The organism is Streptomyces sp. NPDC005898 (genome assembly GCF_040629635.1).
GTDB lineage: Bacteria > Actinomycetota > Actinomycetes > Streptomycetales > Streptomycetaceae > Streptomyces.
In genome coordinates this window covers 53,310-73,121 of sequence record NZ_JBEXWC010000005.1, presented here as the reverse complement: position 1 = coordinate 73,121, position 19,812 = coordinate 53,310, and the positions used below count along the sequence as shown (strand labels likewise).

The 19,812-nt window shown below is 74.1% G+C and carries 10 protein-coding genes; 6 read left to right on the top strand and 4 right to left on the bottom strand.

Annotated features, from left to right (window positions below):
• Window positions 1–204 precede the first annotated feature (204 nt).
• From prfB to ABZ385_RS09315, 3 genes are all read right to left on the bottom strand, one after another.
• Window positions 205–1,311, bottom strand: coding sequence for a peptide chain release factor 2 (prfB, locus tag ABZ385_RS09325; protein WP_358584543.1), 1,107 nt, complete (start codon window positions 1,309–1,311; stop codon window positions 205–207).
• Window positions 1,312–2,516: 1,205 nt separating this feature from the next.
• Window positions 2,517–3,749 carry a serine/threonine-protein kinase gene (locus tag ABZ385_RS09320; RefSeq protein ID WP_358584541.1) on the bottom strand — a complete coding sequence of 411 codons (1,233 nt, stop codon included), beginning with the start codon at window positions 3,747–3,749 and terminating at the stop codon, window positions 2,517–2,519.
• 116 nt (window positions 3,750–3,865) lie between these two features.
• Complete coding sequence (locus tag ABZ385_RS09315) at window positions 3,866–5,563, bottom strand: protein kinase (protein ID WP_358910650.1); 1,698 nt, start codon at window positions 5,561–5,563, stop codon at window positions 3,866–3,868.
• 504 nt (window positions 5,564–6,067) lie between these two features.
• On the opposite strand from ABZ385_RS09315, the gene ABZ385_RS09310 reads away from it, so the two are divergent.
• From ABZ385_RS09310 to ABZ385_RS09285, 6 genes are all read left to right on the top strand, one after another.
• Window positions 6,068–9,604: an FHA domain-containing protein gene (locus tag ABZ385_RS09310; protein WP_358910648.1), complete on the top strand. Its 3,537-nt coding sequence runs from the start codon at window positions 6,068–6,070 to the stop codon at window positions 9,602–9,604.
• Window positions 9,605–9,892: 288 nt separating this feature from the next.
• On the top strand, window positions 9,893–11,293 hold the full coding sequence (locus tag ABZ385_RS09305; RefSeq protein ID WP_358910647.1) for an ABC transporter substrate-binding protein: 1,401 nt from the start codon (window positions 9,893–9,895) through the stop codon (window positions 11,291–11,293).
• Window positions 11,294–11,363: 70 nt separating this feature from the next.
• A complete protein-coding gene (locus tag ABZ385_RS09300; protein ID WP_358589965.1) occupies window positions 11,364–12,644 on the top strand; it encodes a sugar ABC transporter permease in 1,281 nt (426 codons plus the stop codon).
• Window positions 12,641–13,522 (top strand): carbohydrate ABC transporter permease, encoded by an 882-nt coding sequence (locus ABZ385_RS09295; RefSeq protein WP_358589961.1) that lies wholly within the window; start codon window positions 12,641–12,643, stop codon window positions 13,520–13,522. Before ABZ385_RS09300 ends, ABZ385_RS09295 begins: the two co-directional genes overlap by 4 nt.
• 233 nt (window positions 13,523–13,755) lie before the next feature.
• Window positions 13,756–14,814: a hypothetical protein gene (locus ABZ385_RS09290; RefSeq protein WP_358910645.1), complete on the top strand. Its 1,059-nt coding sequence runs from the start codon at window positions 13,756–13,758 to the stop codon at window positions 14,812–14,814.
• Window positions 14,811–17,654 carry a stealth conserved region 3 domain-containing protein gene (locus tag ABZ385_RS09285; protein ID WP_358910643.1) on the top strand — a complete coding sequence of 948 codons (2,844 nt, stop codon included), beginning with the start codon at window positions 14,811–14,813 and terminating at the stop codon, window positions 17,652–17,654. Before ABZ385_RS09290 ends, ABZ385_RS09285 begins: the two co-directional genes overlap by 4 nt.
• On the opposite strand, the gene ABZ385_RS09280 is transcribed toward ABZ385_RS09285, so the two are convergent.
• A complete protein-coding gene (locus tag ABZ385_RS09280) occupies window positions 17,642–19,741 on the bottom strand; it encodes a CDP-glycerol glycerophosphotransferase family protein (RefSeq protein ID WP_358910641.1) in 2,100 nt (699 codons plus the stop codon). The two genes, ABZ385_RS09285 and ABZ385_RS09280, sit on opposite strands and share 13 nt — an antisense overlap.
• Window positions 19,742–19,812: the final 71 nt, after the last annotated feature.

Genomic DNA, 19,812 nt, shown 5'->3' with positions numbered 1-19,812 from the left:
CCCCCGCAGTACCCACGCGCCCCAGTGATACGCATACCGCGCGCCACCCTTTCCACTTTTCACAGCAGCGTCAAGGTCGTTGCGGGCGCGATGTCCGATATTGGGGCAGTTGACCGGCGTAGGGAGATGTGACTGTGACGAAAAAGGCAACTGCCGTCGCTTTGACCGCAGTTGCCTTGTCGATAAAGCCGCTCTCGGCGGTTTTTACTTCTCCTGCTGCTTGCGCCAGCGAATTCCGGCTTCCAGGAAACCGTCGATCTCGCCGTTGAACACCGACTCCGGGTTGCCGACCTCGAACTCCGTGCGCAGGTCCTTGACCATCTGGTACGGGTGCAGGACGTACGAACGCATCTGGTTGCCCCAGGAGTTGCCGCCGTCGCCCTTGAGGGCGTTCATCTTCGCCTGCTCCTCCTGGCGGCGGCGCTCGAGGAGCTTCGCCTGGAGGACGTTCATCGCGGTCGCCTTGTTCTGGATCTGCGAGCGCTCGTTCTGACAGGAGACGACGATGCCGGTCGGCAGGTGGGTCAGGCGCACCGCGGAGTCCGTGGTGTTGACGCCCTGCCCGCCGGGGCCCGAGGAGCGGTACACGTCGACGCGCAGCTCGCTCTCGTCGATCTCGATGTGGTCGGTCTGCTCGACCACCGGGAGGATCTCGACGCCGGCGAAGGAGGTCTGGCGACGCCCCTGGTTGTCGAACGGCGAGATGCGGACGAGGCGGTGGGTGCCCTGCTCCACGGAGAGGGTGCCGTAGGCGTACGGGACGTTGACGGCGAAGGTGGTCGACTTGATGCCGGCCTCTTCCGCGTACGACGTCTCGTACAGCTCCGTCTTGTAGCCGTGGCGCTCGGCCCAGCGCAGGTACATGCGCTGGAGCTTCTCGGCGAAGTCGGAGGCGTCGACGCCGCCGGCCTCCGCGCGGATGGTGACGAGCGCCTCACGGGCGTCGTACTCCCCGGACAGGAGGGTCCTGACCTCCAGCTCGTCCAGCGCCTTCCTGACGGCCGTCAGCTCGGTCTCCGCCTCGGCGCGGGTGTCCGAGTCGTCCTCCTCCTCGGCCATCTCGAACAGCACGCTGAGGTCGTCGATGCGCCCGCGCAGCGCCTCGGCCTTCCTGACCTCCGCCTGGAGGTGGCTCAGCTTGCTGGTGATCTTCTGCGCCGCGTCGGGGTCGTCCCACAGGGACGGCGCGGCCGCCTGCTCCTCGAGCACGGCGATATCGGCCCTCATCTTGTCGAGGTCCAGGACGGCCTCGATCGACTCCATGGTCGAGGAGAGGGACTTGAGCTCTTCGGATACATCGACGACTGCCACGACTCCAGCGTAACGGCTGCGGCAACCGAGCTGGTCCTGGCGGGGGCGCCTCGGGGGTTCCTGCCTGGCCCCGGGTCGGCGGCGCGGGCGTCTCCCCCACCCGCGTCGCCCCCTCCCGCAGGAAGCCGACCAGGCTGGGGCCGACACGGCTCACCCCCCAGGGCGTCTCCCACCCACCCACCCGTTCACCCCGCGTCGAGCCATCCCCGGGAACCCGGACAGGCCGGGGCCGATATGGGTTGCCCCACAGGGTGTTCTCCCACCCACCCACCCGCTTACCCCGCATCAATCCGCCCCGGTGGAACCCGGACATACCAGGCCGATACGGCTCACCCCCAGGGCGTCTCCCACCCACCCACCCGTTCACCCCGCATCAACCCGCCCCGTAGGAGCCCGGCTCACCGGCCGACGCCGGGTGAACGGCCAGGGCCGAAACGGGCCACCTCGCAGGCCGACGCCGGGTAAACGGGCGGGTGGGTGGGAGACATCCGCCGCGAAGCGGCGGGAAACGGTCCACCCACCCGCGGTGAAAAACAAGCAGGCCGCGTCACGGCGCAGACAACCCGGGGTTCCCCCGCCGGGGGCGGGAAACAGCCTCCCCGTCCCCAGACGGGGAACAGGTACGTCACGTCACGGCGCGGACCCCCAGCTCCCCGCCCCGCAGGCCGACCCCGGGTGAACGGGCGGGTGGGTGGGAAACATCCGCCGCGAAGCGGCGGGAGGCGGTCCACCTACGCACGGGCGGGGAACAAGCGGGACGCATCACGGCGGGGGCAGCGCCGGGTCCCCCTTCCGGGGCGGGAGATGGCCCGCCCGTCCGCAGACGCGGAACAGGCACGTCACGTCACGGCGCGGACAGCCCCGGGGCCCTGCCCCGCAGGCCGACGCCGGTGAACGGGTGGGTGGGTGGGAGGCATCCGCCGCGAAGCGGCGGGAGACGGGCCAGCCGCCCGCAGGCGGGGAACGAGTAGGCCACGTCACGGTGCGGACAGCCCCGGGTTCCCCCCTCCGGGGGCGGGGAACATGCCGGGCCGCGTCACGGCGCGGACAGCGCCGGGTCCCCGTCCGGGGGCGGGGAGCACGCCGGGCCACGTCATGGCGCGGGCGGTACCGAGGACGTGCCGGGGTCCGTCCAGGCGCGGGCCGCGCCGAGAAGGTACCGGGGCCCCTCATGGTGCGGGCGGGTCGAGAGCGTGCGAGGCCGCTCACGGTGTGGGTGGGGCCGAGTCGCCGGGGCGGGGGTTCGCGTCGTCGCCCGACGTGGCCGCCCACGTCCCCACCCCCGCCGCCGCGACGAGGACGACCCCCGCCACGCCGAGCGTGATCCTGCGCCGCCGCGTGGACGCCCGATGCTTCGCGGAACCGGGCCGCGCCGCCCCGGCCGGCCGAGGCACCCGGGCCGTGCCCCGCGCCCCGCCGGCCAGCTCGTCGGGCCCCGGCACCCGCATGGACGTATGCGTGTCCCGGTTGGCGTCCGCGGACGCCGGGCCCCGCACCAGGGGCACCGCCCCCCGCCGGGGCGAGGACTGCCGCGGCTCGGGCGCCGACTCCTCGTACGCCTCCTCGGCCGGCGAAGGCTCCGTGTCCGGTTCGTCGACGTCCAGCGGCGGCATCCCGGCGACCAGCGGCAGCAGCTCCCGCAGCCGCGCGGCCAGCTCGGAGGCGCGCAGCCGGGACGCCGGGGCCTTGGCCAGGCACTGCACGAGGAGCTGCCACAGCTCCTCGGGGATGCCCGGGAGCGGCACCACCGTCTCGGTGACGTGGCGCCGCAGGATCGCCCCGGGATGCCCTCCGCCGAACGGCGTGAACCCGGCGAGCAGCTCGTACAGGACCGTCGCGAGGGCGTAGATGTCCACGGCGGCGCGCGGCGGGAGGCCCTCGATGATCTCGGGCGCGAGGTAGTCCGGCGTACCGATGATCTTCGTGGCGCGCGTCCGGCGCGGCGAGTCGATCAGCTTGGCGACGCCGAAGTCGGTGAGCAGGGCGGGATGCGCCCCGCCGGGGCCGAGCGGGCCCTGCATGTCCAGGAGTACGTTCTCGGGCTTGACGTCGCGGTGGACGATCCCCGCGGCGTGCGCGGCGGCGAGCCCGTCGGCGACGTCCGCGACGATGGCGACGGCGGCCTCGGGGGCCATGCGCCGCTCGCGGTCGAGGCGGGTGCGCAGGTCCGTGCCGCGGACGAGGTCCATCACCAGGGCCAGGTCGTTGCCGTCGACGACCAGGTCGTGGACGCCGACCACGCGCGCGTGGTCGAGGCTGAGCAGAGCCGTGCGCTCCTGGACGAAGCGGCCGACGAGTTCCTGGTCGGAGGCCAGGTCCTCGCGCAGCAGCTTGATGGCGACAGGCCCCTCGGGTCCTTCGCCGAGCCACACCGTGCCGGCGCTGCCACGGCCCAGGATCTGGTGGGCGGTGTACCGGCTGCCGATCTTGCGCGTCAAGACTGCTCCTACGGATGCGTGTTGGCGACAAAACTACGCGTCCTCGCCGCCAACCTTCACTCCGGGAGCGGATTTCACTCGGCAGATGTCGACAAATCCATAGAACCGTCCGCGCGCTACTTGGCGCCGAGCTTGCCGATCCAGCCGCTGACCGTGTCGTACCAGTCCGTCAGCTGCTCCCAGTACCCCTTCGTGGAACCGATCCAGTCCTGGAGCGGGCTGAACTCCCAGACCAGCCAGCTCGCCACGAAGAGGATGACGAGCGTGAACAGGCAGCCCTTGAGGCAGCCGAGGCCCGGGATCTTCATCGGGTTGGCGCTGCGCTGACGCGGCGGACGCGGCTCGCGCGCGGGGCGCGGGGCGGGCGCCTGGGGCGCGGGCGGCTCCGGGGGCGCCGCGTACCGCTGCGGCTGGTGCGGCTGGTGCGGCGCCTGGTAAGGCTGCTGCTGGTACGGCTGCTGCGCCGGCCCCTGCTGGGACCGCTGCCCGCGCGGCTGGCGCGGCGCGTAATGCTGGGGCGGGGGCTGCTGCGGCTGCTGCTGGGGCCGGGCGACCTGCCGCTGGGGGCGGCGGCGCAGCGGGTCCTGGCTGGGGTCGAGGTAGGACTGGACCTGCGTCTGTTCGTTGCGGTCGCGGGCCGCGCGCATCTGGTTCTGCCAGGGGTGCGGCTCGTTCGGGTCGCTCCCGGGGCCGTTCGGCGGGACCGGCGGCATGACGGCGGTCGGGTCGGCGGCGCCGTGGTGGGGCAGGACGGACGTGGGGTCGGCGTCACCGGGGCCGTGGCCCGGGGTGCCGGTGTCGCGCATGACGCTGGTCGCCGCGTTCGGGTCGTACGAGCCCGCGTTGTTCGGCAGGACCTGCGTGGGGTCGGCCGCGCCGGGGGCGTCCGGCACGTGCACGGGCGCCGGGTCCGGCATGAGCAGGGCGCCCACGCCCTCCGCGGCGACGATCTGCGCCGGGGTGGAGTGCACGCCGATGCCCTCGGCGACGGTCCGCAGGCCGCGCGCGAGGTTCTCGGCGCTCGGGCGGCGGTCGGGGTTCTTGTCCAGGCAGCGCTCGATGACCGTCCACAGCGGGTCGGGCACGGTCGAGGGACGGCGCGGCTCGGCGCTGAGGTGCTGGTGCAGCACTTCGAGGGCGGAGCCCCCGCCGAACGGCGGACGGCCGGTGACCAGCTCGTACAGCAGGATGCCCGCGCCGTAGATGTCGACGGCGCTGGTCTGCGGGCGGCCCTCGGCGGACTCCGGCGCGACGTACGCGGGCGTGCCGACGAATTCATGCGTGCGGGTCAGGCCCGGGGAGTCCGCGAGGCGGGCGATGCCGAAGTCGGTCAGCATCGGGTGCATGCCCTCGGCGTCCTGCTTCAGCAGGACGTTCGCCGGCTTCAGGTCGCGGTGCACCACGCCGTCGGCGTGGCTCGCGGCGAGCGCGTCGGCGATCTGGGCGGTCAGCAGGGCCGCCGCGACCGGCGTGAACGGGCCGTTCTCGCGCAGGTAGCGGTGCAGGTCGGGGCCGTCCACCAGGTCCATCACCAGGGCGAGGAGGTCGCCCTCGACGACGAGGTCGCGCGTCCTGACGATGTTCTCGTGGGTCAGCCTGAGCAGGACGGACCGCTCCCTGAGGAAGCGCATCACGACGTCCGCGTCGTTGGCGAGCTCTTCCTTGAGGACCTTGATCGCGACCGTCTCGCCGGGCTGGCCGGGAACGGCCGCCTCGGCCCCCGCGGTCTCCCGCTGGCGGGCCCGCCAGACGGTGCCCGTGGCGCCGCGCCCGAGCGGCTCCTCGAGCAGGTACTTGCTGCCTACCGGCCGCACGTCATGCGCTCCCTGCTGGTCTGGCTGGTCCCGACCGGACGCTGGTCCTGTCCGGGGGCTGTCCGAAGGTGTTCCGATCCACTGTAGTGCCGCCGACCGGGACACCGGCCGCTCCGATTCCGCCCCGCCTTTTCCTCTCTCAGGCGTTCCGGAGGCGTTCCGGAAGCGTTCCGAAGGCCTTCCGGAGGCGTTTCGCGGGCGCCTCGAAAGCGTTCCGGATCGGTGTTTCGGAGGAAAGACGCGTCCCGGTGGCCATTGGTTGCCGGGCACTCTCGAATTGACCTTCTCCGGAGACGGTCCACAGATATCCGCAACGGTCCAAGCAGGCACTTTTCCGAGCAGAGCCGACCAATCAAGATCACTTACGGGTGGCCGCCGGGCGTGTTGTCGGTGGCAGGTGCGAGGATGCCTCCAGTACTGGCCGACGTGCCCGTGTGCGGTGGGGGGAATCACAGCGCGAGTCCCCGTGCCGGGCGCCCAGCGCAGAAGGGACCGCTGACGGCGATGCAGATCCGGCTGACCGTCCTCGGGCCGCGCAGCGGCCAGACCGAGCAGCAAGGCCGCCCCACGGCGGCGCCGGGGGTTCACGGCGCCTGTGACGTCCTGGTCACCGCGCCCGCGGGGACCGCGCTCGCGGCGGTGGTCTCCGGCCTCGCCACGACCGTCGCGGGCAGCGAGGGCCCCCTCGTGCTCTACGCGGGCCCCGAGCGCCTCGACGCCCAGCGGTGCACGCTCGGCGAGCCCCCCTTGATCGACGGCGCGGTGCTCTCCCTCGGCGCGCCCGCCGAGCCGGGCCCCGAACCGACCGGCGCGGCCGCCCAGTTGCACGTGGTGGCGGGCCCCGACGCGGGCGGCGTCCATCTGCTGCACGGCGGCCAGATCCGCGTCGGCCGTTCCACCGAGGCGGACGTCGCGCTGGACGACCCCGACGTCTCGCGGCTGCACTGCGCGGTCACCCTCGCCCCGGACGGCCGGGTCACGGTCACGGACCTCGGCTCGACGAACGGCACGTCCGTGGACGGCAGGGAGGTCACCGACCGCCCCGTGCCGCTCGCGCCCGGCTCCCTGCTGCGGATCGGCGAGTCCGCCCTGCGCCTGACGGACGGCGCCCTCGGCACGGCCGCCGGCACCGGCGGCACCCTGGCGACCGCCCCCGACGGCGAGGGGCACGTGCGCGTGCGGGCCGCCGAGGCCCCACAGCCCGCCTTCCCCGCCCCCTCCCACCCCACCGGCCCCGCCCCGCACGCGTACGGCTCGGGGAACTGGGGAGCCGCGGGCGGTGACGGCACGACCGGGCCGTACGGCGGCCACCACCCCGGCGGCTCCCACGGCACGCCCCACGCCCCGACGGCGCACGACGCGGCACACCGGTCCTCGGAGACCCACGCCGGCGCCCCGGGGGCGTACGGGCTGCCCGGCGGTGACGCGCCCTCCCCCGGCGAGGGCGCCCGCCTCGGGACGCCGTTGCGCGGTACGACGGTGCCGCGCGGGCTGCGCAGGCGCGGCGGCCTCTCGGCCTGGGCGCGTCGCCTGACCGGCGGCCGGGACGGCGGCCAGGACCAGGGCGCGTACGAGGAGTACGAGCCGTACGACGGTGAGGCGGACGACGGTTTCGGCGCCCCGGAGCCCACCCCCGAGGAACTCGCCGTGGCCGCCGCCGCGCGCACGCCCGAGTCGTGGCCGGATCCCGCCGCCCTGCTGCTCGCGGCGCTCGGCCCCGGCCCCCGGCTGTGGGAGCGCGGCCCGGACCACCCGGAGGCCCTCGCGGTGCGGCTCGGCACGGTCGACCGGGCGGGGCCCGGCGATCAGGGCCTGCTGCCCGCCGTGCCCGTCACCGTGAGCCTGCGGGAGGCGGGCGCGCTCGGCCTCGCGGGGCCCAGGGAGCGGCTGACCGGCCTGGCCAGGGCCGTCGTCGCCCAGCTCGGCGCGCTGCACTCCCCGGACTGCCTGGAGATCGTGCTGATCAGCACGGACCGGGCCCGCACCACCGCCGAGCGCACCGAGGAGTGGGCCTGGCTCGGCTGGCTCCCCCATCTGCGGCCCACCCACGGCCAGGACTGCCGGCTCCTGCTCGCCTACGACCGCGACCAGGCGGCGGCACGCGCCGACGAGCTGATCCGCCGCCTGGACGACCACATCGCCGACGCGCGCGCCGGGGACGGCGCCCGCCGGGAGCCGGGCTCGCGCACGGTCGTCGTCGTCGACGGCGACCCCGGTGCGGCCGGGCTGCGGGAGGCCGTGGTCCGGCTCGCCGGTGAGGGCGCGCGGGCCGGGATCCACGTGGTGTGCCTCGCCGAGACGGCGGCGGCCTCGCCCGCCTCGCCGGTCCTCGACACCTACGAGGCGGCGTGCGCCGTCTCCCCCGCCTTCCGCGCGTGCGGCGCCGTCGCGCTGCTCAGCGGTGACGTGGCGACCGCGCTGCGGCTGATGCGGACGGCCGGCGGGCGCCCCGCCGGGCACGGCACCGTCGCCACCGTGGACGCGGTGTCGGCGGCCTGGGCCGAGCGGTTCGCCCGGGCCCTGGCGCCGCTGCGGACGGACGGCGCGGCCGGCGAGGGGCACGCGCGCGTGTCCGCCCCGCTGCCCCAGGCCGCCCGGCTCCTGGACGAGCTGGGGCTGGCCCGCGCCACGCCCGCCTCGCTGATGGCGCGGTGGGCGGCGGCCGCGGACGACCCGGAGGCGCTCGGCGGGCGGGCCCTCGCGGTGCTCGGCGCGGGCCCGCGCGGTCCGGTCGTCGCGGACCTCGCCGCCGACGGCCCGCATCTGCTCGTCGAGGGCCCCGCGGGCAGCGGGCGTACGGAGCTGCTGCGCTCGGTCGCCGCGTCCCTGGCCGCCGCCGAGCGGCCCGACCGGCTCGGCATCGTGCTGGTGGACGGCCGGGACAGCGGGGGCGGGGGCGCCGCCCGGCCGGGTGCCGGGCTCGGCGCCTGTACGGACCTGCCCCATGTCACCACCCACCTGGTGGCCAACGACCCGGTGCGGATGAGGGAGTTCGCGCAGTCCCTGGCCGCCGAGCTGAAGCGGCGGGCCGAGCTGCTGGGCCGGCTCGAATTCACCGAGTGGCACACCCAGCGCGAGGTGTCGGGACGGATGGTGAGCCAGCGCTCCCAGTCCTCCTCCCGGACGGGTACGGGAGCGGGAGCGGGCAGGGTCTCGGGAGCCGGGGCCACGAGCGCGTCCGGTTCCCCCTCCGTGCCCGCCCAGACGCAGGCACAGGCCTCCCCGGGGCAGGCGCGGGCCGAGGCCCAGACTCCGTCGACGGCGCAGGCGCAGGGCCGGCCCACCGCGCGGGCGCACGTCCCCTCGCAAGCGCAGACGCGGCCCCGGGGCCAGACCTCCGCGGCAGCACCGACGCAGGCCCAGGACCAGTCCCCCGGGCGGGCGCAGGCCCCCTCGGATGCGCGGGGCCGAACCCAGACCCCCGTAGAAGCGCAGGCCCAGGCAGCGGACGGCGGCCTCGACGTGTCGTCCGGTTCCACCATGCGGCTGCGGCCCGCCGCGGCGCGGCAGCGGGTCGAGCCCGGCCCGCCGCTGCCCCGGCTCGTCGTGCTCGTCGACGACTTCGACGCGCTGCTCTCGCCCGCCCTCGGCTCCCCGGGGCGGCCCGCCGCCGGGTCCGTCGTCCGCGCCCTGGAGGCGGTGGCGCGGGACGGCGAGCGGCTCGGCGTCCACCTCGTGGCGACCACCGGGCGCAGCGAGCGGATGCCGGAGACCGAGCTGGGCCAGCGCGCCTCGCTGCGGGTGGCCCTCGACGCGGTGGTGCCGGGACCGGAGGAGCCCGCGCCCGGGCGGGGCGAGCTGCGCTCCCCGGACGGCCGGGCGACGCCCTTCCAGGCGGGCCGGGTCACCGGACGCATCCCGCGTACGGCGACGCTGCGGCCCACGGTCGTCCCGCTGGAGTGGGAGCGGATGGGGGACCCGCCGGCCCGCCGGCCCGTCCGGGAGCTGGGGAACGGCCCGACCGACCTGGCCCTGCTCGCCAGCGCCCTGGAGCGGGCGGCGCGGTCGGTCTCGGCGGAGCGGGTGCCGTCCCTGCTGTGACCTCGCGGCGCCGCCGTCCCGCCGGCCGTCCGGCGCGCCCGGCCCCACGGCCTGAAGGGGCGGGCGTTACCGGTGAGTTGGCGGGTAAGTCAGCCATGTCCCGCCGGAGCGGGACCTGTTGGTGCCTCATGTCGTCAGTGAGGTGACAAAGCCCGGTACCTGAGAGTGACGGGACGTCACAACGCCATCACGATCTTCGAGTTGACACCGCAGGCCATCTTGCCGCCCCTCCCCGCCCGGGCGTAGACCAGTGCGCACGGGACTCGCCAGGAAGAGAACGGGGCAGTGATGCGCAGCACTCTTCGCAGTACACGCAGGACACCGCAGCACCGGCGTACCAGCGCCAGGATCGCCGCGGCTCTCGTCGCGGGGACGCTCGCGCTCACCGCCACCGCGTGCGGCGGCGGCGACGACAAGGACGACGGCGAGACGGGAGGAAAGACCGGGGGCAAGGGCACCGGGGCCACGGTCGAGCTGCCCAGGCTGGAGGGGCAGAACGTCTCGGTGGCCGCGGTGTGGGGCGGCTCGGAGCGCAAGGTGTTCCTCAAGGTCCTCGACGAGTTCGAGAAGAGGACGGGCGCCGAGGTCTCCTTCGTGCCCGCGCAGGACCCCATCATCAGCTTCCTGGAGTCGAAGGTGGCGGGCGGGGAGCCGCCGGACGTCGCGATGCTGCCGCAGGTCGGCGCGATCGAGCAGGCCGTGGCGAACAAGTGGGCGAAGCCGGTCGGCGCCGAGGCGCAGAAGCAGCTGGAGAAGAACTACGCGAAGGGCTGGCAGGACCTCGGCGCGGTCGACGGCAAGCAGTACGGCGTGTACTTCAAGGCGGCCAACAAGTCGCTGGTCTGGTACAACACGCGGGTCTTCGAGAACGCGGGCGTGAGCGAGCCGAAGACCTGGGGCGACTTCATGAAGACGGCCCAGACGATCTACGACTCCGGGGTGCCGCCGGTATCGGTGGCGGGCGCCGAGGCGTGGACCCTCACGGACTGGTTCGAGAACATCTACCTGTCGCAGGCGGGCCCGGAGAAGTACGACCGGCTCGCCCAGCACAAGATCAAGTGGACGGACCCGTCCGTGAAGGAAGCGCTGACGACGCTCGGTGAGCTGTTCGGCAAGAAGGGCTTCGTGGCGGGCGGCGCGGACGGCGCGCTCCAGACGGAGTTCCCCGCGTCCGTGAAGCAGACCTTCAAGGGCGGCGACCAGCCCAAGGCGGGCATGGTCTTCGAGGGCGACATGGTCTCGCTGCCGATCTCGGAGACGAAGGCGAAGGTGGGCACGGACGCCAAGGTGTTCCCGTTCCCGGCGGTGGGCGACGAGTCCCCGGCGGTGGTGGCCGGTGACGCGGCCGTGGCGCTGAAGGACAGCAAGGGCGCGCAGGCGCTGCTGACCTATCTGGCCTCGCCGGACGCGGCGCGGATCTGGGCCGAGGCGGGCGGGTTCCTCTCGCCCAACAAGAACCTCGACATGGGCGCGTACCCGAACGACGTGCAGCGCAACATCGCCAAGGCGCTCATCAAGGCGGGCGACGACATCCGCTTCGACATGTCCGACCAGGCGCCGCAGTCCTTCGGCGGCACGCCGGGCAAGGGCGAGTGGAAGGCGCTGCAGGACTTCCTGAAGAACCCGAAGGACGTCGAGGGGACGCAGAAGACGCTGGAGACGGCCGCCGCCAAGGCCTACAAGGACTGACGCGGTGACGTCCGTGCACGCCGGGGGCGATGCCAAGGCGGCGCCCCCGGCCCCGACTCCGCGCAAGAGCGTGACCGGCACCCGCACGACCCTGGCGGTGCTGTTCCTGCTGCCCGCCCTGGTGCTGCTCGGCGCGCTCGTCCTCTACCCGATCGGGTACTCGCTGTTCCGCAGCTTCTTCGACAAGTCGGGCGACTTCACGGCGTTCGGCAACTACGAGACGCTGTTCACCGACGACAGCATCCTGACCGCCATCAAGAACAACGCGATCTGGGTGGTCGTGGCGCCCACCGTCGCGACCGCTCTCGGCCTGATCTTCGCGGTGCTGACCGAACGGGTGCGCTGGGGCACGGCGTTCAAGCTGGTCATCTTCATGCCGATGGCCATCTCGATGCTGGCCGCGGGCATCATCTTCCGGCTGGTGTACGACTCCGACCCGGACCGGGGTGTCGCCAACGCGGTGGCGGTGACCGTGCACGACACGTTCGCCGAGTCCTCGGCGTTCCCGCAGGCGCACCCCAGCATGAAGTCGCCCCTCAAGAGCGCGGGAGGCGGCGCCTTCATCACCCGTGAGCCGGTGCGGGCGGGCACCCCGGTGGTGCTGCCGCTGACCGGCGTGGCGCCGGACACCATGCCGGACGCCGCGAAGCCGGCCAGGCCCGCGCAGGCCGATCCGGAGAGGGTCACCGGCACGGCCTGGCAGGACTTCACGCGCGGCAAGGGCCGGGGGAAGATCAACGCCCCGGACGCTGCGGAGTTCGGCTATGCCGGCATCACGGTCGAGGCGGTCAAGGACGGCGAGGTGGTGGCCTCCACGGAGGCCAACGCCGACGGTACGTTCGCGCTGCCGAAGGCCGCCGACGGGGCCCTGCTGCGCTATCCGGCGTCGAACTTCCGGGAGCCCTACAACGGGGTGGACTGGCTCGGCCCGTCGCTGATCACGCCCGCGATCATCGGTTCGTACCTGTGGATGTGGGCGGGCTTCGCGATGGTCCTGATCGCGGCGGGCCTCGCGAGCGTGCCGCGTGAGCTGCTGGAGGCGGCGCGGGTGGACGGGGCCAACGAGTGGCAGGTCTTCCGTCGGGTCACGGTGCCGCTGCTCGCCCCGGTCCTCGCGGTGGTGCTGGTCACGCTCATGATCAACGTACTGAAGATCTTCGACCTGGTCTTCGTGATCCCGCCGGGCTCCTCCAAGGACGAGGCGAACGTGCTGGCGGTCCAGCTGTACAACTCCGCGTTCCTCGACAAGGACCCGGGGGTGGCGAGCGCCATCGCGATGCTGCTGTTCCTGCTGGTCATCCCGGTGATGCTGTTCAACATCCGGCGCATGCGGCGGGAGGGCAGGCGATGACCGCCCAGATCGAAGTGGTCAAGGCCAGGCAGTCGCTCGGCGGGCGGGTGGCGTCCCTGCTGGGGAGCACCGCGCTGCGGGTGTTCCTGGTGCTGGTCGGCCTGTTCTGGCTGATGCCGACGATCGGCCTGCTGCTCGGCTCGTTCCGCACGTCGGCGGACATGAGCGAGAGCGGCTGGTGGAAGGTGTTCTCGGCGCCCTCGCAGATGACGCTGGACAACTACGCCGACCTCCTGAAGGACGAGACGATCACCGACTCGATCCTGTCCAGTGTCATGATCACCGTCCCGGCGACGCTGCTCGTCGTGCTCATCGGCTCGCTGGCCGGGTACGCGTTCGCCTGGATGGACTTCCCGGGCCGGGACTGGTGGTTCCTCGGGGTCGTCAGTCTGCTCGTGGTGCCGGTGCAGGTGGCGCTCGTGCCGATCGCCGAACTCTTCGGCAAGATCGGCATCTTCGAGACCACGGTGGGTGTGGTCACCTTCCATGTGGCGTTCGGCCTGCCGTTCGCCATCTTCCTGCTGCGGAACTTCTTCGCGGAGATCCCGCGCGAACTCCTGGAGGCGGCCCGGCTGGACGGGGCGGGCGAACTGCGGCTGTTCCTGCGGGTGGTGATGCCGCTGGGGGCGCCGGCGATCGCCTCGCTCGGCATCTTCCAGTTCCTGTGGGTCTGGAACGACATGCTGATCGCCCTGATCTTCGCCGACTCCAAGAACCCGCCGATCACGGTGGCGCTCCAGCAGCAGGTGCGCTTCTTCGGCGACAACGTGCAGATCCTCGCGCCCGGCGCGTTCATCTCGATGGTGATCCCGCTGGCGGTGTTCTTCGCCTTCCAGCGGCAGTTCGTCTCCGGTGTCATGGCGGGCGCGGTGAAATAGGCCGGGGCCTGGGGAGAACCCCCCCAGCGGCATGCGTACGGCGATCGAGGCGGCCCGCGTCCGGGCCGCCTCCTTCCGTCCGCGTCCAGGCCCAGCCGGCACCGGCCTGATGTTCGACTCCGCGCGGCGACACGCGGCACCCCACTGCTCCGAGCGGACCGTTTCCGCTGCCCCGGCGGGAGAAACGGCCCGCGCTGCGGGCCATACGGGGTCACAGCGGGCAAAGTAGGCAAATGCACCGCATCGGGTTCCTGTCACCTCACCGCCCCGGGCCCCCGCCGCCCCTGGTCCGACGGCTGCGCGCCACCACGCGAAGCACACGGTTCCGGTTCGAGCGGGCCGCCGCGGGGCGGGCGCGCGGCGCCGTGCGGGCCGAGCCCCTGCTGACGCCCGTGCACCTCTCGCTCCGCGACAGCCGCACGCTCAACGTCGCCCTCGCCGCCCCGGACGCCGGATCCCCCGAGCGGGCCCGGCTGCTGATCAGCCGTGGCGCCCGCAGACGGACCTTCCCCCTGGTCCTCGAACGGCACGCGGCCGGGCCGGCGCTGCTCACCGCCACCGCCACGCTGCGGGACCTGCGCGACGGCGTGTGGCGGCTCACCGTCGAGACCCGGGACGCCGAGGGCCGCGTACGACGACGGGGCCTGACGCCCGCCGAGGAGCCCGCGCCGCCCGCGACCCCGACGCTGCCGTACGCGCCCGACCCGCTCAGCGGGACCCTCGTACGGATCGTCAGGTCGCGCGGCGGACGGGCCGTGCTCCAGGCCACCCGGTCGCGGCCGCGCGCCGAGCTGGCCTGGTTCGAGCCGCGCGGGGACGGCATCACCGTGCACGGCCGGCTGGTCGGGGCGGCGCTGTCCACCGGCCGCGCGCAGGCCGTGCGGCGCAGGGACGGCGTCGTCGTGCCCGCCGAGGTGGCCGGGCGCGGCGCGGCGTTCACGCTGCGGGTGCCGCTCGGTGCGATGGCCGGGGCCGGTCCCGGGCAGTGGGTGTGGGACTTCCGGGTGGCGGGGCTGCCGCTCGGGCGGTGGCTGACGGACGTGCGGGACCCCTCGGCCGCCTACCCGACGCCCTTTCGCGTCTTCGCCCTGCCCGACGGCGCGCTGGTGCGGGCGCACGCCCACTTCACCGGGACGGGCGCCTTCGCGGTGACGTGCCGGGACATCACCGACCTCACCCGCGAGCCGGCCGGCCCCCGCACGGACGGGCCCACCGACCGCACGGACGAGCCCGCCGACCACCCGGACGGGCCCACCGGCCGCACGCGCGAGCCCGCGAAGGAGACCTCATGAAGATCACGTACCTGCTCGGCTGGGGCGACGAGATGGGCGGCACCGAGCTGGCCACCTACACCCAGGCCAAGCACCTCGCCGAGCGCCCCGGCATCGAGGTCGAGGTCGTCTCCGTCTTCCGCACCCGCGCCGAGCCGTTCTTCCCCGAGGCGCGCGCCCTGCCCGTGCGCTACCTCGTGGACCGCACGGCGACCCCCGCCCGCCCGGTCGGGGACTCGGAGCTGGACGACGCCGCGTGCCGCACCCTCGCCGCGCTGCCCAGCGAACTGATCAGGCCCGCCTGGGAGGACACCTTCGACCGGCTCTCCGACATCGAGCTGACCGCCGCGCTCACCGCGCTCGACACCGACGTCCTGGTCAGCACCACGCCCGCGCTGCTCGCCGCCGCCGTGACGCTGGCGCCCGCGCGCGTCGTCACCGTCCACCAGGAGCACCGCCCCACCCAGCGGCGCGGCCCCTCCGGCGAGCCGCTGCTGCTGCACGCGCCGCGCCTGGACGCCCTCGTCACGCTGACGGAGCGCACCCGCGACTGGATCGCGGAGTCCCTCGGGCCCACCGCGCCCGAGCTGGCCGTCATCCCCAACGCCGTGCCGGACGGCTTCCGGCCGCGCGCGGACGGCGAGGGCAAGGTCATCGTGATGGCCGCCCGGCTGACCGGCGAGAAGCGCGTCGACCACGCCGTGCGCGCCTTCGCGCAGATCGCCGGCGCGCATCCCGACTGGCGGCTGCGGATCTTCGGCAGCGGCCACCGCGAGCGGCACCTGCGCCGCCTGGTCGACGGGTTCGGCCTGCACGACCGCGTCGAACTGCTGGGACCCTGCCAGGACATGGCCGCCGAGTGGGCCAAGGCCGGCCTGAGCCTGATGACCGCCGGGCACAACGAGGCGTTCCCGCTGGTGCTCCTCGAAGCGCTCGCCGCCGGGGTGCCCGTGGTGGCGTACGACGTGCTGACCGGGCCCGCCGAGATCGTGCGCCACCGCGTCGACGGGCTGCTCGTGCCGCCCGGCGAGGTCGACGAACTCGCCCGCTCCATGGACGAGTTGCTCGGCGACGACGCGACACGGCGGGCGTACGCGCGCGCCGCCCGCGAGGGCGTCTACGCCCGCTTCTCCTCGGCGGACGTCACCGCCCGCTGGGAGGAGCTGTACACGCGGCTCGTGGCCGGGCGGGAGCGGCCGCGCCGCCTTCGCGGACGCGCGGACCGGGTGGCGCTCGGTGTCGCGTCCGGCGGCTGCGGCTTCAGGCCCACCGCCCCGCACACCTTCGACGCCGCGGCCGCCGCCGACGAGCGGGCCCGCGAGGACGAGATCATCGCCGCCGACACCACGGGCCGCGTCATCCGCTCGGTGGGCCGCCTCGCCGAGCGGCGCGACGACGTCCTCGCGCCGGACATGGCGCGGTGGAACCTGCGACTCACCGCGTCCGCCCTGGAGGCCGAGGACGTGCCCTACGTCCTGGTGCGCACCCCCGACGGCACCGCCCACACCCTGGCCGTGGCCGCCGACGACCGGAGCCGCGCCCTCAAGGCGCTGGCCGGGGCGCTGCGCGGACAGCCCGTCTACGCCGAGCTGGTCAACCCGCGCGACGCGGCGCCCGGCGCCGTCCTCGCCGAGCGCCTCGACGCCATCGGCGACCTGTCCGGCGTCAAGGTCTTCAAGCCGGTGACCACGACGACCCTGTCGCTGCGGCACGGCGCGGGCCTCGCCTGCACGGTGGCGTTCTGGCCGAGGGCCGCGCCGGGGGTGCCCGGCGCCGGGGCCGCCGAGGGCTTCCGCGCGCCGTTCGGGACGACGCTGGCCGGCGCGGAGCTGCCCTCGCTCACCCCGACGGCGACGCTGCGGGTGGGGGACCGCGCCTATCCGACCCTGCGGATCTTCACCGAACTCCTCGTCAAGGACGTCGACTTCCCCGTCGACGCCGTCTACACCTGGGTCGACGACTGCGACCCGACGTGGCGGGCCCTGCGGGACGCGGCCCGGGGCGGCCCGGGGCAGGAGTCGGCGGACGACGGCGCCGTGCGCTACCGCAACCGCGACGAGCTGCGCTTCAGCCTGCGCTCCCTGGCGATGTACGCGCCGTGGATCCGGCACGTGTACCTCGTCACGGCGGGCCAGGTCCCCGACTGGCTCGACCGCGACCACCCCGGGCTGACCGTCGTGGACCACCGTGAGCTGTTCGCCGACCCCGAGGCGTGCCTGCCGACCTTCAACTCGCACTCCATCGAGTCGCAGCTGCACCGCGTCGAGGGCCTGTCGGAGCACTTCCTGTACTTCAACGACGACATGTTCCTCGGCCGCCCGACCACCCCGGACACCTTCTTCCTCAGCAACGGCCTGGCCCGCTTCTTCTGGTCGTCCGCGTCCGTGCCCGCCCTGCCCCTGGCGCCGGACGACGAGGGCTATCTGGCGGCGGCGAAGAACAACCGCGAGCTGCTGCGCCGCGCGTTCGGCAGGACGACGACGCACAGCTTCTTCCACGTGCCCTACGCGCTGCGCCGCAGCGTCCTGGCGGAGATCACCGAACGCTTCCCCGAGGAGCTGGCGGCCACCGCCCGCAGCCGTTTCCGCTCCGTGGGCGACCACTCGCTGGTCTCCTCGCTGCACCAGCACTACGCGTATCTGACCGGGCGGGCGGTGCCCGGCTCCATCTCGTACGACTTCGTGGACATCGGTGACCGCGCCGACCACGCGCGGCTCGGCCGGCTGCTGCAGAACCGCGACCGGACGGCGTTCTGCATCGGCGAGTCCCCCGACAGCGGCATGGCGGACGAGGAGATGGCGCTGGCCATCCGGTCGTTCCTGACGGCGTACTTCCCGGTGCGCTCGCCCTACGAACGCTGAGCGGGGGCCAGGAAGAGCCGCCGTACGACGCGTTCGGCGGCCCGCCCGTCGTCGTAGGGGCAAAAGCGCGCCCGGAACGCGGTGCGCAGCTCCGTCGTGCCGGGGGTGTCCCAGCCGCCGTCGCGGAACAGGTCGGCCAGCTCGTCCTCGGTGGTGGCCACCGCCCCCGGCGTCTCGCCCGGCCGCCCGGACAGCAGGTCGAAGTAGGTGCCGCGCGCCAGGCGGTAGGCCTGCCAGTCGGGGGCGTACGTCACGATCGGGCGGTCCAGGCAGGCGTAGTCGAACATCAGCGAGGAGTAGTCCGTGACGAGCGCGTCGGCGGCGAGGCACAGGTCCTCCACGCGCGCGTACCCGGTGACGTCCACGAGGCCGGGGTGCGGGTCGAGCCCGGCGTCGCCGCCGTAGAAGTAGTGGGCGCGCACGAGCACGACGTAGCGGGGGCCGAGCCGTTCCGCGAGGCGCCTGAGGTCCAGGCGGGGCAGGAAGCCCTTCTGGTAGTCGCGGTGGGTGGGCGCGTACAGCAGCACGGTCCGGTCGTCGGCGATGCCGAGGTGTTCGCGGATGCGGGCGATCCGCTCGTCGTCCGTCGTGAAGTACACGTCGTTGCGCGGGTAGCCCGCCTCCAGCGGCTGGTAGGCGGTGGAGGGGTAGACGCGCTCCCAGACCTCCGTGGAGTGCGGGTTGGCCGAGAGGCTGAAGTCCCACTGGTCGGTGTGGTCGAGGACCTTCTGGAAGCTGATGCCGTGCGTCCCGGCCGGGTAGCGGCGCTGGTCCAGGCCCATCTTCTTCAGCGGGGTGCCGTGGTGGGTCTGGAGGTAGACCTGGCCGGGGCGCTTGGTGAAGCCGCCGGGGAAGCTGGAGTTGTTGACGAGGTACGTGGCCCTCGCCATCGCCTCCCAGTAGCGCCGGGAGCCTTCGACGACGTACTCCACCCCGGGGGGCACCTTGTCCTGGTGACGTCCGGAGACCACCCACACGCCCCGGATGTGCGGGGCCAGTTCGCGGGCCTTGGCGTGGATGGCGGCGGGGTTGCAGGAGACGGCGCGGTTCCAGTAGGCGCCGTAGACCGCGAGGTGCGGGTCCAGGGAGCGGTACAGGTCGGCGCGGTAGGCGGCGCGCATGGCGCGGGCGCGCAGCTTCTTCTTCTGCCGCCCGAGGTGCCGGGTGACGCGCAGGCGCCGCGACTCGGCCTTGCGCAGGCCCTCGTGGGCGGCGAAGGAGGCGGCGGCGAGGGCCTTCTCGCCGGGAGTGCGGGGCTCGGTGCTCGCGGGCGCGTAGGTGCGGTGCAGGCGGGCCGCCTCGCGGAAGAAGTCGCGCCGGTCGCCCGCGCGGATCCGCCCGGGGTCGTCGAGGACGGCGAGGAGGTGCGCGGCGGCGTGCGGCAGCAGCCGGGCGCGGTCGTCGGGCCCGGCGGCGGCGAGCAGCTCCTCGTACCGCTCGACGAGGGCGAAGTGGTGGCGGCCCGGCGTCGTGGAGAAGCTGCCGCCGCGCCGCTCGCGCCAGCGCACGCAGCCGCGGTCGAGGACCGCGAGGCGCCCGCCCGCGCGCAGGGTCGCGGTGTGCACCGGCACCACGTCCTCGTAGGCCCCCTCGGAGAAGGCGAGGTGGCGCGCGCGCCAGAACTCGCGGCGGAAGACGCGGTTCCAGGCGGCCGGGGGGAGCGCCAGGGGCCGGCTCGCGTCGGGGGTGCCGCCGGGGCGGACGGTGTCCCACCAGTCGACGCGGTCGTGGCCGAGGAGCAGCACGTCCGGCTCGCCGTGTCCGGTGAGGGCCGCGTCGATGGCCGCGAGGGCGCCCGGCAGCAGGAGGTCGTCGCCGTCGAGGAAGAGGAGGTGGTCGCCGGTGGCGCGGTCGGCGCCGGCGTTGCGGGCGGGGCCGGGGCCCGCGTGGGCGGCCAGCCGGATCAGTCGCACGCGCGGATCGCGCTGGGCGTACTCCCCGGCGATGGCGGCGCAGGCGTCGGGCGAGGCGTCGTCGACGACGAGCAGTTCGAGGTCGCCGAAGGACTGGGTGAGCACCGAGTCCAGGCACTCCCGCAGGTAGCCCTGGACGCGGTGGGCGGGGACGACAACCGAGAAGCGCGACATGTCAACCGACCGTAGTCAGCCGGACACCGCCTGTCGAAGACCTGCCGTCACTCATTGGGGTGGAAGGCGGT

Coding starts and splice junctions, on each gene's coding strand:
- ABZ385_RS09310 (WP_358910648.1), top strand. CDS start 6,068: ATGCAGATCCGGCTGACCGTCCTCGGGCCGCGCAGCGGCCAGACCGAG.
- ABZ385_RS09305 (WP_358910647.1), top strand. CDS start 9,893: ATGCGCAGCACTCTTCGCAGTACACGCAGGACACCGCAGCACCGGCGT.
- ABZ385_RS09295 (WP_358589961.1), top strand. CDS start 12,641: ATGACCGCCCAGATCGAAGTGGTCAAGGCCAGGCAGTCGCTCGGCGGG.
- ABZ385_RS09290 (WP_358910645.1), top strand. CDS start 13,756: ATGCACCGCATCGGGTTCCTGTCACCTCACCGCCCCGGGCCCCCGCCG.
- ABZ385_RS09285 (WP_358910643.1), top strand. CDS start 14,811: ATGAAGATCACGTACCTGCTCGGCTGGGGCGACGAGATGGGCGGCACC.
- ABZ385_RS09280 (WP_358910641.1), bottom strand. CDS start 19,741: ATGTCGCGCTTCTCGGTTGTCGTCCCCGCCCACCGCGTCCAGGGCTAC.